This is a genomic window from Pseudomonas sp. TE12234 (assembly GCF_054061835.1).
On the sequence record NZ_JBSSEP010000001.1, the window covers coordinates 557227 to 574240 of the forward strand.

The 17014-nt window shown below is 59.5% G+C and carries 17 protein-coding genes and 1 pseudogene; 10 read left to right on the top strand and 8 right to left on the bottom strand.

Features of this window, described 5'->3' with window-relative positions; all coding sequences use genetic code 11:
* Positions 1-34: 34 nt before the first annotated feature.
* From ACVWYU_RS02625 to ACVWYU_RS02660, 8 genes are read right to left on the bottom strand one after another with little or no spacing between them, the layout of a single operon-like run.
* A complete protein-coding gene (locus tag ACVWYU_RS02625) occupies positions 35-1138 on the bottom strand; it encodes a helix-turn-helix domain-containing protein (protein ID WP_248914472.1) in 1104 nt (367 codons plus the stop codon).
* A complete protein-coding gene (locus tag ACVWYU_RS02630; protein WP_457371833.1) occupies positions 1092-3278 on the bottom strand; it encodes a lipase family protein in 2187 nt (728 codons plus the stop codon). Before ACVWYU_RS02630 ends, ACVWYU_RS02625 begins: the two co-directional genes overlap by 47 nt.
* A 12-nt stretch (positions 3279-3290) precedes the next feature.
* Positions 3291-4064 (bottom strand): hypothetical protein, encoded by a 774-nt coding sequence (locus tag ACVWYU_RS02635; protein ID WP_457371914.1) that lies wholly within the window; start codon positions 4062-4064, stop codon positions 3291-3293.
* A gap of 31 nt (positions 4065-4095) precedes the next feature.
* Positions 4096-4869, bottom strand: a complete 774-nt coding sequence (locus ACVWYU_RS02640) for a hypothetical protein (RefSeq protein ID WP_457371915.1) — start codon at positions 4867-4869, stop codon at positions 4096-4098.
* A gap of 31 nt (positions 4870-4900) precedes the next feature.
* Positions 4901-5674, bottom strand: coding sequence for a hypothetical protein (locus tag ACVWYU_RS02645; protein WP_457371916.1), 774 nt, complete (start codon positions 5672-5674; stop codon positions 4901-4903).
* Positions 5675-5705: 31 nt separating this feature from the next.
* The gene (locus ACVWYU_RS02650) at positions 5706-6479 is read right to left on the bottom strand and encodes a hypothetical protein (protein ID WP_457371834.1); all 774 of its coding nucleotides are present in this window, start codon (positions 6477-6479) and stop codon (positions 5706-5708) included.
* Positions 6476-7330: a DUF4123 domain-containing protein gene (locus tag ACVWYU_RS02655; RefSeq protein WP_248916666.1), complete on the bottom strand. Its 855-nt coding sequence runs from the start codon at positions 7328-7330 to the stop codon at positions 6476-6478. Before ACVWYU_RS02655 ends, ACVWYU_RS02650 begins: the two co-directional genes overlap by 4 nt.
* Positions 7327-9399, bottom strand: coding sequence for a type VI secretion system Vgr family protein (locus tag ACVWYU_RS02660; protein ID WP_457371835.1), 2073 nt, complete (start codon positions 9397-9399; stop codon positions 7327-7329). Before ACVWYU_RS02660 ends, ACVWYU_RS02655 begins: the two co-directional genes overlap by 4 nt.
* A gap of 164 nt (positions 9400-9563) precedes the next feature.
* Between ACVWYU_RS02660 and ACVWYU_RS02665 the strand changes: the two are divergent.
* From ACVWYU_RS02665 to mdcH, 10 genes and pseudogenes are all read left to right on the top strand, one after another.
* Positions 9564-9653 (top strand): annotated as a pseudogene (locus ACVWYU_RS02665) (chemotaxis protein CheW); the annotation flags it as partial.
* A gap of 61 nt (positions 9654-9714) precedes the next feature.
* Positions 9715-10344 carry a nucleotidyltransferase domain-containing protein gene (locus tag ACVWYU_RS02670; RefSeq protein WP_090326052.1) on the top strand — a complete coding sequence of 210 codons (630 nt, stop codon included), beginning with the start codon at positions 9715-9717 and terminating at the stop codon, positions 10342-10344.
* Positions 10307-10732, top strand: coding sequence for a hypothetical protein (locus ACVWYU_RS02675; protein ID WP_247254455.1), 426 nt, complete (start codon positions 10307-10309; stop codon positions 10730-10732). Before ACVWYU_RS02670 ends, ACVWYU_RS02675 begins: the two co-directional genes overlap by 38 nt.
* 233 nt (positions 10733-10965) lie before the next feature.
* Positions 10966-12636: a malonate decarboxylase subunit alpha gene (gene mdcA / locus ACVWYU_RS02680; protein ID WP_457371836.1), complete on the top strand. Its 1671-nt coding sequence runs from the start codon at positions 10966-10968 to the stop codon at positions 12634-12636.
* Positions 12636-13511, top strand: coding sequence for a triphosphoribosyl-dephospho-CoA synthase (locus ACVWYU_RS02685; protein WP_457371837.1), 876 nt, complete (start codon positions 12636-12638; stop codon positions 13509-13511). The genes mdcA and ACVWYU_RS02685 overlap by 1 nt, the downstream gene beginning before the upstream one ends.
* Positions 13511-13810, top strand: coding sequence for a malonate decarboxylase subunit delta (locus tag ACVWYU_RS02690; protein WP_247254458.1), 300 nt, complete (start codon positions 13511-13513; stop codon positions 13808-13810). Before ACVWYU_RS02685 ends, ACVWYU_RS02690 begins: the two co-directional genes overlap by 1 nt.
* Positions 13803-14654 carry a biotin-independent malonate decarboxylase subunit beta gene (locus ACVWYU_RS02695; RefSeq protein WP_457371838.1) on the top strand — a complete coding sequence of 284 codons (852 nt, stop codon included), beginning with the start codon at positions 13803-13805 and terminating at the stop codon, positions 14652-14654. The genes ACVWYU_RS02690 and ACVWYU_RS02695 overlap by 8 nt, the downstream gene beginning before the upstream one ends.
* Positions 14651-15454: a biotin-independent malonate decarboxylase subunit gamma gene (gene mdcE / locus ACVWYU_RS02700; RefSeq protein ID WP_457371839.1), complete on the top strand. Its 804-nt coding sequence runs from the start codon at positions 14651-14653 to the stop codon at positions 15452-15454. Before ACVWYU_RS02695 ends, mdcE begins: the two co-directional genes overlap by 4 nt.
* Complete coding sequence (locus ACVWYU_RS02705; RefSeq protein ID WP_457371840.1) at positions 15448-16068, top strand: malonate decarboxylase holo-ACP synthase; 621 nt, start codon at positions 15448-15450, stop codon at positions 16066-16068. The genes mdcE and ACVWYU_RS02705 overlap by 7 nt, the downstream gene beginning before the upstream one ends.
* Entirely contained in the window at positions 16065-16976 is a 912-nt protein-coding gene (gene mdcH, locus ACVWYU_RS02710; RefSeq protein WP_457371841.1) for a malonate decarboxylase subunit epsilon, read from the top strand. The genes ACVWYU_RS02705 and mdcH overlap by 4 nt, the downstream gene beginning before the upstream one ends.
* Positions 16977-17014 lie beyond the last annotated feature (38 nt).

Consider the following 17014-nt stretch of genomic DNA (forward strand, 5'->3'; position numbering starts at 1 on the left):
GCGTTCCCAAGACGCGGCGCTGTCCTGGATGGGCTTACGAATCCGAGCGCCGTTTCCGGGCGTCCCTTGGCAGAAAGGCAAAGCGCCGCTTTGAATTGGCTGAATAGCGGGAGCCTTTGACCGCTGCCAACTGCCCGCCGTCACGCACAAAATCACTCACCTCTTTGACTCGGCGACTGCGTAGCCACTTGATCCATTTGGCCAGATCGGCGTGACCCTGCTGTTCGAATATCAGCATGAAACGCACCTGCCAGCGTTTGCATGCCCGCTCACAAAGCCCTGTACGCCGCTGCAGATCAGTCACACTTTCGCCATTGATCAACCCTTGGGCAAACGTCAGCCAGTGCTCTGGATAACCCAATCGGGATAGCAGCGTTCCACGGAGCAAACTCAGCGTGCTTGAGCATCCGCGGCAATAGAAATCAGGGCGTCGCTCATTGATACGCTTTGTATCGGCCGAGCCGCATCTTGAACAGACAGCGTGCCGGGTCGTCAGCAAGTGCTCCAGGCTACTCTGGAAAGCCTTCGCCTGAGCCGCAATGTGCGCCGGGGGCTCCAGATTGGTTCGATCCTGGCGTGCCGACCACCAGCGATACAGGGCTGGAAATTCTTTGGCCATCACCGCGCGGCAAGGCTTGATCCAGCGCCACGTGGTGCTTGGGGAAATCCCCATGGCCTGGGCGATGCCGGGCGTGGGCCAGCCGGCCAACAGGTATTGACCGTAGGTCGACCACAGGTGCATCAGCCCATAGTTCGTGAAGGGCGTCTTCGACAGACAATTGAAGCCCTTGTTACAGGCAACGCAGCGGTAAAAAGGCAGGCGCGTGTTCTGGCTGGTATCCAGTCTGAAGCGAGGATGACCGCAGTTCGGGCACTCGACCGGTGAACGTTTGGGCAGCTGGTGTAAATAGCGGATGAAGTCTTGTGCCTCGTCGTGAAGTTCCACGGGAAGGCATTTGAGGTAGTCGGATAGTCCTTGAACATCAGACATTGAGCTTGGGTTATTCATCGACAGTCTCGCGGGTTTACCGATCAGCCTTGAATCGCCGCTCACCGGAAAACGCGCATCCGGCGACAGGGCTGCGGGGTTTTCAAATAATCGAATCGATGTCCAGGGTGCGGGGGATACCAATGACATGGCCGTAGATCGAAGACAGCCGTTCGCCATGATTGCCGTAGGCTGGCGCCATGGCCAACTGCTCGATGACCCGGTTTTCCGCGTGGGCAAGCCAGCGCTGCAGGTTTTCGGCCAGCCGCTCGGGCTGAGTTGAAAGCGATCCATAGACATCTGCTTCGCTGGGGAGCTTGAACTGCAATGATTTCAGTCGAGCGCGCGTTGCATGTACTTTGTCGATCTCAAGAATGATCGCGCTGATTTCCGCCTCGTAAGTTTCTTGATATCTCGGAGACTGGTTCGAGAAATGACGCCGCCTTGCACGCAACTGATCGGTAATGTTCTTGAGTGCATCCTCTATCCTTTCAAACTCCAGGTCGGTGACGAGGGGGCGGTTCTTTTCTTGAGCCTCCTGCGAACGTTTGAGCGATGCCCAGCAGGCTGGAATGTAGCTGCCGGTCATCGAGTGGCTGGGGAAGCTGAAGAGTTGAGCCAGAAATAAAGGTCGGTCCGGTAGCCCGTTTATTTGCTGGATGGCCACCGAGCAAGCGGCATGTTGAGTGATGGTGTCGCAACCAGGCTCCCACAAGATCATGGACATTTCCCTGGGGCCAAATTGCACCGGCATCGCATGACGCAGGGTGCCGTGATGGTCGTAGGGTTCGCCTTTCCAGTTAGTGATGCCTGCTAAAAATACCGAGAGGCCGGCGGGCACGTTAACAAAGCTCAGCACAGCCCCGGCCCCGAAAACGCTTGCCTTGGTGTTCATCCAGGTACCGGGCACGCTCGGCACCGGGTCGTTATGGGCGACCATGCGGTAGTGCACCAGCGGCTTCGCCTCTTTTGCGAAATTGGCATCGCCGGCGCGGGGGGCGCCGTAGGTGTAGAGCTGGATGTTGTAGCCTTCAGGTCGGCGGCGCAGCATTTCCGAGAGTAGCAATGCCACTGCACCCCCGAGGCTGTGCCCGCAGATCAGCAGTTTTTGACCGGCATAGAATCTGGAGAGGTACTTCACAACGAAGTCGTAGGCTTTCTGTGCTGCCTGGTAAAAGCCCCGGTGAACCTTGCTGTCGGTCTCTTCAAACGGCACTTGAAAGGCATCGGCGTCGCGCAGGCCATCCGCGATGAGTTCATAGGTGCCACGCACGGCAATCAGGATCAGTTCGTCATGGTGGGTGATGAAGGCCTGGGTATCGGTGGCTGCCGAGCCATGGCCCCGGTCGTCGAGGAAGTGAATTTTGGCAGGATGTTCCTGATCGCCCTTCAATTCAGGGTTGTTTACGGCGTAGAGACCTGGGTCGAATGGCACGATTTCCAGGCGCCTGGAGTACGGCACGTCCTCATACAACGGGTAGTAGGCGGTCGTTTGGGTCGAATCGACTCTCCCCAGTTCTTCAAACTTGGCCAGTGCGTCCCCGAACCAGTTGCCCACGGTGGGTTGCAGGGGAAAGCTTACAGTCGCGGTGTCGACGGGGTGTCCATCGGGTTTTTGACCAAAGGGGCAATAGCTCAAGGTGGCCATCAGCGCCAGTTGATACAGGTTGAGCGAACAGTACGCGGAATCGGTGGACAGCATGGGGCGCAACGCCCGTAGCGGGCGCACTTCCAGCACGGTGTGTTTGAGTGGCAAGAGGGCAACACCCAGTGAGCCTTGCTTGCCCATGATTCTCGCCGGCCCCGACCCCATCGGGTGATGGCTGTAAACCTGCGGCGGTAAATGGGCGACATGCTTGACCAGATGGCGCACTTCCACCTGGAAAAATGCATCCGCGCAGGCTTGGGCGGGGTTTTCTCGGGTGCGGTTGGCGTCAGGGTTCAGGTAGCGGGTTTGCTCGGCGCGGACCTGGAGTTCTGTGATTTCGAGGGGGTAGTGGGGTCTTGTTTGTAAATCTTTATATAGCTGTTCTGACCCTTGGTACGTTTGATCAATTAAGAGCAAAACGGGACCAGCGAAGTGATCAGTAATCTTACCGGTGCCTGCGGCATCCAGATTGCCTTCGTAGGTTTTCCCTTCCGAATCGGTTGCGATGTAGGCCAACCCGGCATAGGGTTCGCCTGAGCCGAACTCGTCGACCAGCTGAAAGCTGCTCCATCGACCCTGTGCGGGGCATGCCAGTATGCGGCTGCTCAGCGGCGACTCCAGTTCTCTCTCCAATGACTTCATGTCTAAACCTCCTTATTCAGTGCAGCCGGGGTAAATGGTGCATTGCCGTCCGTCGACCATCTGAAAGCCGCTGAAATCCTTGTAATTGCCATTGCAGTACCCACGCTGATCTTCATAGCCCTTGCCCATGCAGCGTTTCCAGCCGTTCGGAACTTTGACCCAGGTGTCACCCCAGCCGGGCCTTTCCTCGTCGGCCAGCTTGATGTGCATCTTTACGGTCTTACCCGGCAGTTGGTCAGGGGTAAATGCCGCGAAAGGCTGGCTAGTCCCTCGTTCACCCTGCGCATCGATTGTTTTGCAGTTGAGGAGTTTTCTCAGGATGCGAGGCTTGCCTGAGGTGCGGAACAGCCATTGGCATTCACCGTAGAAGGAACTTTCGCCCGCTTCGTTAACGATGCTTTTGTACTGATCCTCCACCTCGTTGCGAATGAACACACTGGCGACATCCGCATCAAAGTCTCCTCGGGCTTTTCCATAGGTCGCGTTAATGTCCAGCTCGATGCGGTTGATGATCAACGGGCAACCGCTGACCGTTCGGCGCAGGGCGATTTCAGCGGTGGGTTGATAGTTTTCACGCCAATTCATGTTGTAGCCGACAGCGGTATTGCGCCCGCCCGGCACGGTGCAGGTTTCGCCGTTGGCAGGCACATATTTGGCGATGGCCTGATAGACGAAGTCGGGCGGCAGGTCGGCGGTGAAGGTAAAGGTGTTCGGCTGACTGCTGGCGCAGCCTGCGGTTAACGCGATGCAGCCGCTCAAACCAAGGTTCTTAAATAGCGACTTCACCAGCGGATACGGCATTGTCATGGGGATGTCCTTATTCGGTGCAGCCGGGGTAAATGGTGCATTGCCGTCCGTCGACCATCTGAAAGCCGCTGAAATCCTTGTAATTGCCATCGCAGTACCCACGCTGATCTTCATAGCCCTTGCCCATGCAGCGTTTCCAGCCGTTCGGAACTTTGACCCAGGTGTCACCCCAGCCGGGCCTTTCCTCGTCGGCCAGCTTGATGTGCATCTTCACGGTCTTACCCGGTAGTTGATCGAGGCTATACATGGAAAAGGGCTGATGGCTCCCGCGCTCGCCTTGTGCATCGGTTGTTTTGCAGTTGAGGAGTTTTACGATGCGGCGTTTTGGCCCTACCGTTCGGAATAGCTGTTGGCATTCACCGAAGAAGGCGCTTTCACCTGTTTCGTTAAAGACACTTTTGTACTGTTCCTCCACTTCATTTCGAATGAACACGCTGGCGATATCCACCCCGTAATCTCCCCGGGCTTTACCGTAAGTTGCGTAGATTTTCAGCTCGATTTGGTTGATGACCAGCGGGCAACCGCTCACTGTTCTGCGCAGGGCTATTTCAGCGTCAGGCTGGTAGATTCCACGCCATTTCATGTTGTAGCCGACAGCAGTATTTCGCCCGCCCGGCACGGTGCAGGTTTCGCCTTCGGCGGGCACATATTTGGCGATGGCCTGATAGACGAAGTCGGGCGGCAGGTCGGCGGTGAAGGTAAAGGTGTTCGGCTGACTGCTGGCGCAGCCTGCGGTCAACGCGATGCAGCCGCTCAAACCAAAGTTCTTAAACAGCGACTTCACCAGCGGATACGGCATTGTCATGGGGATGTCCTTATTCAGTGCAGCCGGGGTAAATGGTGCATTGCCGTCCGTCGGGCATTAGAAAGCCGCTGAAGTCTTTGTAATTGCCATTGCAGTACCCACGCTGATCTTCATAGCCCTTGCCCATGCAGCGTTTCCAGCCGTTCGGAACTTTGACCCAGGCGTCACCCCAGCCGGGCCTTTCCTCGTCGGCCAACTTGATGTGCATCTTCACGGTCTTACCCGGTAGTTGATCGAGGCTATACATGGAAAAGGGCTGATGGCTCCCGCGCTCACCTTGTGCATCGATTGTTTTGCAGTTGAGGAGCTTTACGATGCGTCTTTTTTTTCCCACGGTGCGGAACAGCCATTGGCATTCACCGTAGAAGGAGCTTTCGCCCGCTTCGGTAACGATGCTTTTGTACTGATCCTCCACCTTGTCGCGAATGAACACACTGGCGATGTCTGCGCCAAAATCTCCCCGGTCTTTTCCGTAACGCCCAAAGATTTCCAGCTCGATGCGCCTGATCACCAACGGGCAGCCGCTGACCGTTCGGCGCAGGGCGATTTCAGCGGTGGGCTGATAGTTTTCACGCCAATTCATGTTGTAGCCGACAGCAGTATTTCGCCCGCCCGGCACGCTGCAGGTTTCGCCTTCGGCGGGCACATATTTGGCGATGGCCTGATAGACGAAATCGGGCGGCAGGTCGGCGGTGAAGGTAAAGGTGTTCGGCTGACTGCTGGCGCAGCCTGCGGTTAACGCGATGCAGCCGCTCAAACCAAGGTTCTTAAACAGCGACTTCACCAGCGGATACGGCATTGTCATGGGGATGTCCTTATTCAGTGCAGCCGGGGTAAATGGTGCATTGCCGTCCGTCGACCATCTGAAAGCCGCTGAAATCCTTGTAATTGCCAAAGCAAAACGCATATTGGTCTTCAAAGTTGTCGCCCATGCAGCGCTTCCAGCCGTTTGGCACCTTGACCCACGTATCCCCGATGGCGGGCCTTTCCTCGTCGGCCAGCTTGATGTGCATCTTTACGGTCTTACCCGGCAGTTGGTCAGGGGTAAATGCCGCGAAAGGCTGGCCCCGTCCCCGGTCGCCCTGTGCATCGATCGTTTTGCAACTGAGGAGTTTTCTCAGGATGCGAGGCTTGCCTGAGGTGCGGAACAGCCATTGGCATTCACCGTAGAAGGAACTTTCGCCCGCTTCGTTAACGATGCTTTTGTACTGATCCTCCACCTCGTTGCGAATGAACACACTGGCGACATCCGCATCAAAGTCTCCTCGGGCTTTTCCATAGGTCGCGTTAATGTCCAGCTCGATACGGTTGATGATCAACGGGCAGCCGCTGACCGTTCGGCGCAGGGCGATTTCAGCGGTGGGTTGATAGTTTTCACGCCAATTCATGTTGTAGCCGACAGCGGTATTGCGCCCGCCCGGCACGGTGCAGGTTTCGCCGTTGGCGGGCACATATTTGGCGATGGCCTGATAGACGAAGTCGGGCGGCAGGTCGGCAGTGAAGGTAAAGGTGTTCGGCTGACTGCTGGCGCAGCCTGCGGTCAACGTGAGGCAAAAGCCCGGAATTGCTGTGCGGATCAGGCGCTTCATAGGGCGCCTTCTCCTTGCCAGAATGCCGTTGTTTGATACACCCGTTCAAAGTGATCATCAGGGCTTTCCCCTGGACGAACCCGCCAATGCGCCGCCAGACTGTAAGCGGGTGCTTGCAGGCTCTGGATCAGCAGAAATTCCAATTGATCCGGTGCGAACCATCCCCACGCCTGTGCCTGGGAAACTCTGGTGCGCAGCCACATGTCAGGATCATATTGTTCAGCGAGTTTGGCGTAGGCCTCGACATGCTCCGCCAGCAGGTAGCGACGAGCATTGGTCAGGCGAATGTCATCAGTCTGTAGGTTGGGCGCCGGCACTTGATGCCACAGCGGTTGATCGGGCACTGGATAGGTGCCGGGGGCGGGGTTATCCGTGCTTTCCCAGCGTTCTCCCTGCCAGTAACACACGCTGATTGCCGGCCCGAGGTAGGCCGGACAGGCTTCAACCGGTAGATGCGCCAGGGCCCGGCTCAGCACCCGATTATCGTGGAAGCGGTACAGCGCCTGATTCGGCCGCGTGCCAATGATCAGACGCTCCTGCCAGTGTTTTACCAGTGTGGGCAGGTCGCCCTTTTGCAGGCTGGCGAACCAGCCCCAGTTTCGCTGCGGATGTTTGAGCAGTTCGTCGATGCGTCTGTCGCCGACATGATCGAAGGCGAAGACAAACGGCCCGGCGTCCGCCAGGTCAGCCACCCGGGTTTTGCCGTACAGGCTCGAATACTGGTCGAATCCGCAGGTCTTCAACCACGATTGGCGCGTGTCGCGTTCGTTCTCCGAATCCAGAACGAGGCACAAAACATGGCCAGATTGCTGTTGCCGGATCATCCATTGGCGAGCTATCGAGTCGGTCATGGGGCGGTTTCCTGTGTCATGCAAATGCCTTCTCGGCAGGCTTCGCAGATGGGGCAGAAATCAGCGCCCATGACTTTGCTGGCCGACATGAGGGCGCCCTGGCTGAGCGCAATCATGGGCGGCAGTTGCGATGGCTCCGACAAGGCGTCCAGAGTTCCGGGCATCGAAAACGAAGCGGCCGAGCCCGCCATCGGAGCGCCCCCGATCTGGATTTCGCTGCTGCTGAAAATGCCACCGTGGCTGATCACAATGTGCTGTCCACCCGCTTTGAGGCTGATGCTCGCGCCAGCGTCCAGCGTCAGGTGCGCCCCGGCCTGGATGTGCACTTGCTGACCGGCCTCCACCACCAGCGTTTGATCGACTCGGGTGTGGCTATTACTGGCGACATGCAGATAGTCGTTGGCCTTGAGCTTCACATTGCGGTCAGCGGTGACGGTTCGGTGTTCTTTGGCTTCCAGTATGGTGATGCTGTCGCCCTTGATGGTTTCCCGGCGCTCGTTCCCGACCTCCAGACGGCTGTCGTTCTCGACCTTCTGCTCCATGTCGCGTTGGGCGCGCAGGTAGATCAATTCCCGGCCGGCGCGGTCTTCCAGGTGCAATTCGTTGAATCCGCCGCTGTCCGGTGTGCTTCGGGAGCGAAACACGCTACGGGTTTTGTGGGCGGGTAATTCGTAAGGGACCGGGTTGGCGCTATTGGCCAGACATCCACTGATCACCGGTTGATCAGGGTCACCTTCAAGAAAACTGACCAACACCTCCATGCCCACTCTCGGGATGGTGACGCTGCCATGGGCATTGCCGGCCCAATTGGAGGACACCCGCAACCAGCAACTGCTTTTGTCATCGTGGCGACCTTCGCGATCCCAGAAAAATTGAGCCTTGACCCGACCGTACTTGTCGCAGTGGATTTCCTCGCCTTTGGGGCCGGTGACCTTGGCGGTCTGACTGCCCAGCACTCGCGGCTTTTTGTAATGATGTGGCGGACGGTAGAAAACGTCCCAGGGTATGGCGACAAACTGGTTTCGATAGCCTTGAACAAGTTCATCCTCATGACCGGTGGCAACGCTGGTATAGCTCTCTTGAAGCACTTGCGGCTGCTTACACTCGTGGCGAACCGCTGTCAGTAACCAAAGGTCGTTCCACTCTGTGCGTGAGTGCTCGGACATTTGCAGAAAATGCCCGCTCACCAATGTCTGTTGATCGCTTTTGCCTTCCGCCTGGAGGTAGTCGGCACGATGGCGTTCCAGCGCGCGTTTGGTTAAAAACTCGCCACGCTCTCGCGAGGTAAAACGTCCGGGGTAGTCGTAATCTTCCAGATCGGGCTGCACCTGGGTGGCGGGCTGATAGTCGGACTCCAGCAGAATGCGGGCCTTTTCAAAATCGTGGTCACGGCGGGTGGTGCGGCTGGTACGGGCTTCTACACGCAGGCCAAACTGTTTGATCACCGCCTCTTCGGCAACCATGCCACTGTCCTGTTTATAGGGCGTTGGCCGTTGAAGTCTGGGGAACACGGTCTGGTCATCCCCAAAGACCATCAGGTGTTTCTCTCGGCTGTGCCGAAAGTGGTAATGAATGCCTTCCTCTTGGCAAAGCCGTTGAATGAAATGCAAATCTGACTCGTCGTACTGCACGCAGTACTCACGATTTGGGTACTTGGAGCCCAACTGAAACGAGTGAAAGTCGCTATGAATGCCGTGCTCTTCCAGCACCTGCGCAATGATCTGCGGGACGGTCAACTGTTGAAAAATGCGTTGGTTGATGCGGTGGCTCAGATAGGCCACCCGAGGAACGAGTGTCACGTTGTAACGAGTCAGGCGTTTTCCGGCGTCGCCTTGGGCCACGCGATGGATTTGCCCGTGAATGCCATTGCCACCCTCGCCATAAGTCAGAAAGCCTTGTTTATGCAGCAGGCTTTCCAGATCGATATTCGGTCTCTCGCTGACCAGAACCACGTCAAAGGCAAAGGGCGTACTTATCGCTTCCTGGCCGGTGAACTCCAGGACTTGAAAATCGTGCTTCAGGTCCTGAATCGTCAGATTGAAACGTGCGAGTGAGCTAGAGCTGAACATCCTTTGTTCCTTCGGCGGTCGCTGAGGGCGTTTTGTATCTGAATTTGTTGAGGGGGAGGCGAGGGGGCGAACGCTAGCAAAGGAGCAGAGGAATGAATGTAGGACGGTTCGTCTATGGCTGCGGGAAAGGGCTCTTATTGTTCGGCTGCCATTGGCCGACCGCAAAAAAGGCGGTGCAAGTGGGCGATCAAGTGGCCAGGGTGCCGGATTTGCTGGGGTTGGAAGAGTTGCTGGTAGGGGCGGGGTTGGTTTGAAGGTTGATGATTCCCAAAAAGGGACCTAAAGTTCCCTTTTTGGGACCTTTTGGTTGTTGACGTGGAAAACCTGTCGCTGAGCGAAGCATTGTTCACCACGACCCAGCAAAAAGTGCTGGGCCTTATGTTTGGCAAACCCGACCGAAGCTTTTACGCGAACGAGATCGCCCGCTGGGCTCAGGTCGGAAAAGGCAGTCTCATGCGCGAACTGGACCGCTTGCAACGAGCGGGTGTGCTGACGATGTCACGTCTGGGTAATCAGACCCACTACCAGGCCAATCCCGATTGCCCGATCTATGCCGAACTGTTGGGTATTACTCGCAAGACATTCGGTATCGCCGAGCCTTTGCGTGAGGCACTGCAACCCTTCGCCGAACAACTCACATGGGCGTTTGTTTATGGGTCCATCGCCAAGGATCAGGCCATCGCATCCAGTGACATTGACCTCATGTTGATCGGGGAAGGGCTGCACTACAGTGATGTGATGGAGCGGCTCTTGCCTCTGGAAGAGCATCTGGGCCGCACCCTTAATCCGACGCTCTATACCCCTGATGACTGGGTTGCAAAACTGACGGCCGAAAACAGCTTCGTCATGCGGGTAGCGCAACAGGAGAAGATCAACCTGATGGGGGAAAACCCTTTGGAGTCCAAGGATGGGCAGCAACGAGAATCTGGAAAACCTGTTACGTAGTGGTGGACTGAAGGCCGAAGCACCCGATCGCAAGGAATGCGAAGGCTTGATGCGTTCGGCAACAGATCGCCTGAAAGATGCGCAAACCTCTTCACTTTCCTTCGCCAGCCGATTCGATCTGGCCTACAACGCTGCCCATGGCATTGCACTGACAGCGCTTCGATTGCGTGGCTACCGTTCGGATAAGCGTTACCTGGTTTTCCAGTGCCTGATCCACACCGCAGGTTTCAGCAAGGTGCAGGTTCGGCTATTCGCCCTTTGCCATGAACGACGCAACCTGGCGGAGTACGAAGGCTATATGGATGAAGATGAGGCATTGCTGGGGCAGTTGCTGGAAAGTACTGCGCAGTTGTTGATCGGGGTGGAGCAGCAAATGGCAGAACCGTGATTCAGGAATCTTCGAAACGTTTTGACGGCCCCATCGCCGGCAAGCCGGCTTCCACACTGTTCTTGCAATCACGATACCTGTGGGGGCGGGCTTGCCCGCGAAGGCGTCAGCCATGGCAACGAAACTCTTCGGCACCATTAACCTGACCGTAACAATCCATCACCCTGCTTGATTGATGCCCGCCACCCAACGCTCCTAAGGTGACCCCACGACAGCGAACCCGTGGAGTGGTCATGACAACAACAATATCCCCCGACTCGCGATGGACGCGGCGGCGCAGCGAAAAGTTGCGGCGTCTCGAACTGGTGCGGGGCCTTGCCGCCGGTGTGGTGTTGCCCACCGACAAGATCGTGGCGGCGCTGGAGGCGTTGATTCTGCCTGGCGACCGTGTGGTGCTGGAGGGCAACAACCAGAAGCAGGCGGATTTTCTCTCCCGCTCGTTGGTCAAGGCCGATCCGGGCAAGCTGCATGACTTGCACATGATCATGCCCAGCGTCGGACGCGCCGAGCATCTGGACCTGTTCGAGCGCGGCATCGCCAGCAAGCTCGACTTCGCCTTCGCCGGCGCGCAAAGCTTGCGCATCAGCCAGTTGCTCGAAGACGGCCTGCTGGAAATCGGCGCGATCCACACTTACATCGAGCTCTATGCGCGGCTGGTGGTGGACCTGATTCCCAACGTCGTGCTCTCGGCCGGTTTCATGGCCGACCGCGCCGGCAACATCTACACCGGAGCAAGTACCGAAGACACCCCGGCCTTGATCGAGCCGGCCGCGTTCAGCGACGGCATTGTCATCGTCCAGGTCAATCAGTTGGTGGACGATGTCAGCGAATTGCCCCGCGTCGACATTCCCGCGTCCTGGGTCGATTTCGTGGTGGTAGCCGACAAACCGTTCTATATCGAACCGCTGTTCACCCGCGACCCCCGGCACATCAAGCCTGTGCACGTGCTCATGGCGATGATGGCGATCCGCGGCATCTACGAAAAACACAATGTTCAGTCGCTCAATCACGGCATCGGTTTCAACACCGCCGCCATTGAGCTGATCCTGCCGACCTACGGCGAATCCCTCGGATTGAAGGGCAAGATCTGCCGCAACTGGACACTCAATCCGCACCCGACGTTGATCCCGGCGATTGAAAGCGGTTGGGTCGAAAGCGTGCATTGCTTCGGCACCGAACTGGGCATGGAAAACTACATCGCCGCCCGGCCTGACGTGTTCTTCACCGGGCGTGACGGATCCATGCGTTCCAACCGCATGTTCAGCCAACTCGCCGGGCAATACGCGGTGGACCTGTTTATCGGCGCCACCCTGCAAGTCGATGGCGATGGCCATTCTTCAACCGTGACCCGTGGACGCCTGGCCGGTTTCGGTGGGGCACCGAACATGGGCCACGATCCGCGTGGCCGGCGCCACGGTACGCCGGCCTGGCTCGACATGCGCCACAGCGACGCGCCTGAACCCATGCTCGAACGCGGCAAGAAACTCGTGGTGCAGATGGTCGAGACCTTCCAGGAGGGCGGCAAACCGACGTTCGTCGAAACCCTCGATGCGATCGACGTGGCGAAGAAAAGCGGCATGCCGTTGGCGCCGATCATGATCTACGGCGACGACGTCACCCACCTGCTCACCGAAGAAGGCATCGCCTACCTCTACAAGGCGCGCTCGCTGGAAGAGCGCCGGGCGATGATCGCCGCCGTCGCCGGGGTGACCGCCATCGGCCTGCGTCATAACCCCAAAGACACGGCGCGCATGCGCCGCGAAGGGCTGATCGCCTTGCCCGAAGACCTGGGCATCCGCCGCACCGACGCCACCCGCGAATTGCTCGCCGCCAAAAGCGTGGCCGACCTGGTCGAGTGGTCCGGTGGTCTCTACAACCCGCCCGCCAAATTCAGGAGCTGGTAATGCACGCATTCAACCTGCAAGCGAAACCCCTGAGCCTGGCCGACCGGCTGGCGGACCTGGCGGTGGACGCACTGATCGACGAAGCGGACCTGTCGCCGAAGCCGGCGCTGGTCGACCGACGCGGCAGCGGTGCCCATACCGATTTGCACCTGGGGCTGATGCACGCCTCGGCGCTTGCGTTGTGGCCAGCGTTCAAGGAAATGGCTGAAGCCGCCATGGAAATCGGCGAGATCGGTTTACCCCTGCGTGAGGCCATCGGGCTGATCGGCCGAGAAGGCGAGCAAGCGATGCTCGCCACCACCCACGGCGTGAACACCCATCGCGGGGCCATCTGGGCGTTAGGCCTGTTGGTTGCGGCTGCCGCGCTGGAGCCTGAATCCACTGCCGCAGGTTCCATCGCTTTGCGCGCCGCATGCCTGGCCTTGCTCGACGACCGCCATGCGCCACGGCCTCTGAGCCATGGTGCCCAGGTCGCCCAGCGCTATGGCGCTCGCGGTGCCCGGGAAGAAGCGCAGTTGGGCTTCCCGGCCGTCACCCAGCGCGCCCTGCCACAACTCAAGCGCAGCCGCGCCGCCGGCCATGGCGAACAGAACGCCCGGCTCGATGCACTGCTGGCGATCATGACCCGGCTGGCCGACACCTGCGTGCTCTACCGCGCCGGCGAGCATGGCCTGCACACCATGCAGCGTGGCGCCCAGGCGGTACTCGACGCCGGTGGCAGCGCCAGCCTCGGCGGTCGCCGTCGCTTGCACGAGCTGGACCAACAATTAATCGCGCTGAATGCCTCGCCCGGTGGTGCTGCCGATCTGCTCGCAGCCTGCCTGTTCATCGACCGCATCGAATCCCGCGACGGCATTAATCAGGGAGCTTTTTGATGGAAACCTTATCCTTTGAATTCCCCGCCGGGCAGCCGCCACGCGGGCGCACACTGGTGGGCTGTGTCGGCTCGGGCGATCTGGAAGTGCTGATCGAGCCGGGTCAGGCCGGCAAGCTGACGATCAACGTGCAGACCTCGGTCAATGGCAGCGAGCAACGCTGGCAGCATCTGTTTGCACGTATGTTCGACGGGCAGACCCCGCCGGCGATGGACATCAATATTCACGATTTCGGCGCCACCCCCGGCGTGGTGCGTTTGCGCCTGGAGCAGGGCTTCGAGGAGATCGGCCATGACTGACAGTGCTGAACTGCTGCACAAGCACAGCTTCGTCGAACTCGGCGCCCGCCAACGGGCGAAAGCCTTGCTTGATGCCGGCACTTTTCGTGAATTGCTCGACCCGTTTCAACGGGTCATGTCGCCCTGGTTGTCGCGTCAGGGCGTGGTGCCACAGGCCGATGACGGCGTGATCATTGCCAAGGGCAGCATCGACGGTTTGCCGGTGGTGATCGGGGCTATCGAAGGGGCGTTCCAGGGCGGCAGCCTCGGTGAAGTCGGCGGGGCGAAACTGGCCGGTGCACTGGAGTTGGCGGCCGAAGACAACCGCAAGGGCATTCCGACCCGTGCCGTGCTGCTGCTGGAAACCGGTGGCGTGCGTTTGCAGGAGGCCAACCTCGGCCTGGCGGCGATTGCCGATGTTCATGCGGCGATTGTCGACCTGCGCCAATACCAACCCGTGATTGGCGTGGTGGCCGGTAGCGTGGGCTGCTTCGGCGGCATGTCGATTGCCGCGGGCTTGTGCAGCTACTTGCTGGTGACCCAGGAAGCGCGCCTCGGCCTGAACGGCCCGCAGGTGATCGAACAGGAGGCCGGGCTTGAGGAGTACGACTCGCGGGATCGTCCATTCATCTGGAGCCTGACCGGCGGCGAACAACGTTTCGCCACCGGCCTGGTGGACCGCTTCGCGGAGGACGACGTGGCCCAGATCCGCCAGCAGGTCAGCGCATTGCTCAAGCAGGGTTTGCCCGCGCAGCAACGCAGCACTCAGGCCGACCTGTTCCTGCAACGACTGGCGCGTCTGGACGCCGGGCCGCAAATCGAACCTTCAGTGGTTCGCGATCTGTATCAAGGAGAGCGCTCATGAGCTCGTATTCCCTGAGGGGCTTGAACTGGTTCAACGCCTTGAGTGCCGGTGCCAAACCGGTCGAAGGTTTGCCGGCCTCACTGAAGGTGGCGGATGGATGTATCGGTGAACAAGCCGTTCGGTTTATCGCGGTGGTGGCCGATCCGGATAACCGTTTCGTTCGTGCCCGACATGGCGAGGTCGGCTTGCTCGAAGGCTGGGGCCTGGCCAAGGCGGTGAATGAAATCATTGCGGCCGATCAGGACAAAGCGCAAAAACGTGCCTTGATCGCCATCGTCGACGTACCGAGTCAGGCTTATGGCCGGCGCGAAGAAGCGCTTGGTATTCATCAGGCCCTGGCCGGCGCCGCCGACAGTTATGCCCGTGCCCGACTGGCCGGCCACGCCGTGATCGGCTTGTTGGTGGGCAAGGCCATGTCCGGGGCGTTTCTCGCCCACGGCTATCAAGCCAACCGGCTGATTGCCTTGCGTGATCCGGGTGTGATGGTGCATGCCATGGGCAAGGCTTCGGCGGCGCGGGTGACGCTGCGCAGTGTCGAAGAACTGGAAGCCCTGGCCGCCAGCGTGCCGCCGATGGCCTATGACATCGACAGCTATGCCAGCCTCGGCTTGCTCTGGGAAACCTTGTCGGTGGAGCAGATCGAACAACCGACGGCGAACGATCTGGCGAGGGTGACTGAGTGCCTGACTTTGGCGATCGGCGATGTCGCCGCCAAAGGTCGTGACCTGAGCGGCCGCCTCGGTGCCGCCAATCGTGCGGCCTCAAGCCAGGTTCGCCAATTGCTGAGGGCACAGTGGTGAACACGCTGCTGGCCCACGACCTGCTCTGGGGGATGACCCTGGAGCAGTTGCCCGCGGATGCGCCGGCGTGGGTGATCGAGTCTGTTCGCGCCGGGCAACCGGTGGTGGTACGGCGCGCTTTGTCAGCGGCAGGGCAGGTTGCGGTCGGTGTGCGTGGCCGTCTGCGTGAGCAGCGGTACGCGGCGTCGATGGCGATCAGGTCGATCACCCGTCGGGTCACGCCGGAAGCACTCTGTCATGTCGACAGCGACCGTGCGTTGCCGGCACTTCGAGCGCTGAAAAAATTGCGGCCCGTGCTCAATGGCGGCGGTTGGGTCTGGGGTGTCAGTGGCAGTGCCGGGTTTGAGCTGGCCAGCGGTTTTACAGCCCTGCACAAGGGCAGTGATCTCGACCTGATCCTGCGTACGCCGCAGCCGCTGAGTCGCACCCGCGCTCAAGCGTTGCTGGCGACGCTCGACAGCGCCATGTGCGCGGTGGACATGCAATTGCAGACGCCATATGGCGCCGTCGCCTTGCGTGAATGGGCCGGTTCTTCGAATCGCGTACTGCTCAAGAAGGCCAGTCAGGCCTGTCTGGTGCTCGATCCATGGAACCCGCAGGAGCAAGCAGCGTGAGCAGCCTGTTGGTGTTCCCCGGCCAGGGCGCGCAGCAGCCGGGCATGCTCCAGGGCTTGCCTCGGGAAACCCTGAACGAGGCCAGCGACGTGCTCGGTGAGGATGTCTTGCGGCTCGATTCTGCCGAAGCCCTGCAGTCGACGCGGGCCGTTCAGTTGTGCCTGTTGATCGCGGGCGTGGCGGCGTCACGACAGCTGTCAGTGGCTGCGGATTATGTCGCCGGATTGTCCATCGGTGCCTATCCGGCAGCGGTGGTGGCCGGTGCGCTGAGTTTCAGCGATGCGTTGCATCTGGTCAGCCTGCGCGGTGAGTTGATGCAGCAGGCTTATCCACAGGGCTACGGCATGACCGCGATCATCGGTCTGGATCTGGCTACGGTAGAAGGTTTGCTGGCCCGGGTTCACGGCAGTGACTCGCCGGTTTACCTGGCCAACATCAACGCCGATAACCAGGTGGTGATCGCCGGCAGCGATGGTGCGATGAAAGCGGTCGCCGAGTTGGCGAAAGTCCATGGCGCCGGACTGGCCAGGCGTCTGGCGGTGAGCGTGCCTTCGCACTGTCCGCTGCTGGATGCGCCGGCGAAGGTCCTGGCCGAAGCCTTCGCCACGGTGTCACTGAAAACGCCTGTCCTGGGTTATCTCAGCGGCAGCCGCGCGCGGAGGGTGACCCACATCGAAGCGTTGCGCGACGACCTCGCTTTCAACATGTGCCGTGTGGTGGATTGGCGCGGCACGGTACAAAGCGCTTATGAGCGTGGCGTACGTCTACAGATCGAACTGCCGCCCGGCGCGGTGCTGACCGGGCTGGCGCGCCGGGTGTTCGAGCAGGGCACCGTGATGGCGTTCGACGGTGCACGGCTCGATACCCTGCAGGCGCTGTTGCGTGAGGAGGGAAGCCGCCAACCCTAGATCTCAGGCTTCGAACAACAAAAACAATATTCGACGAT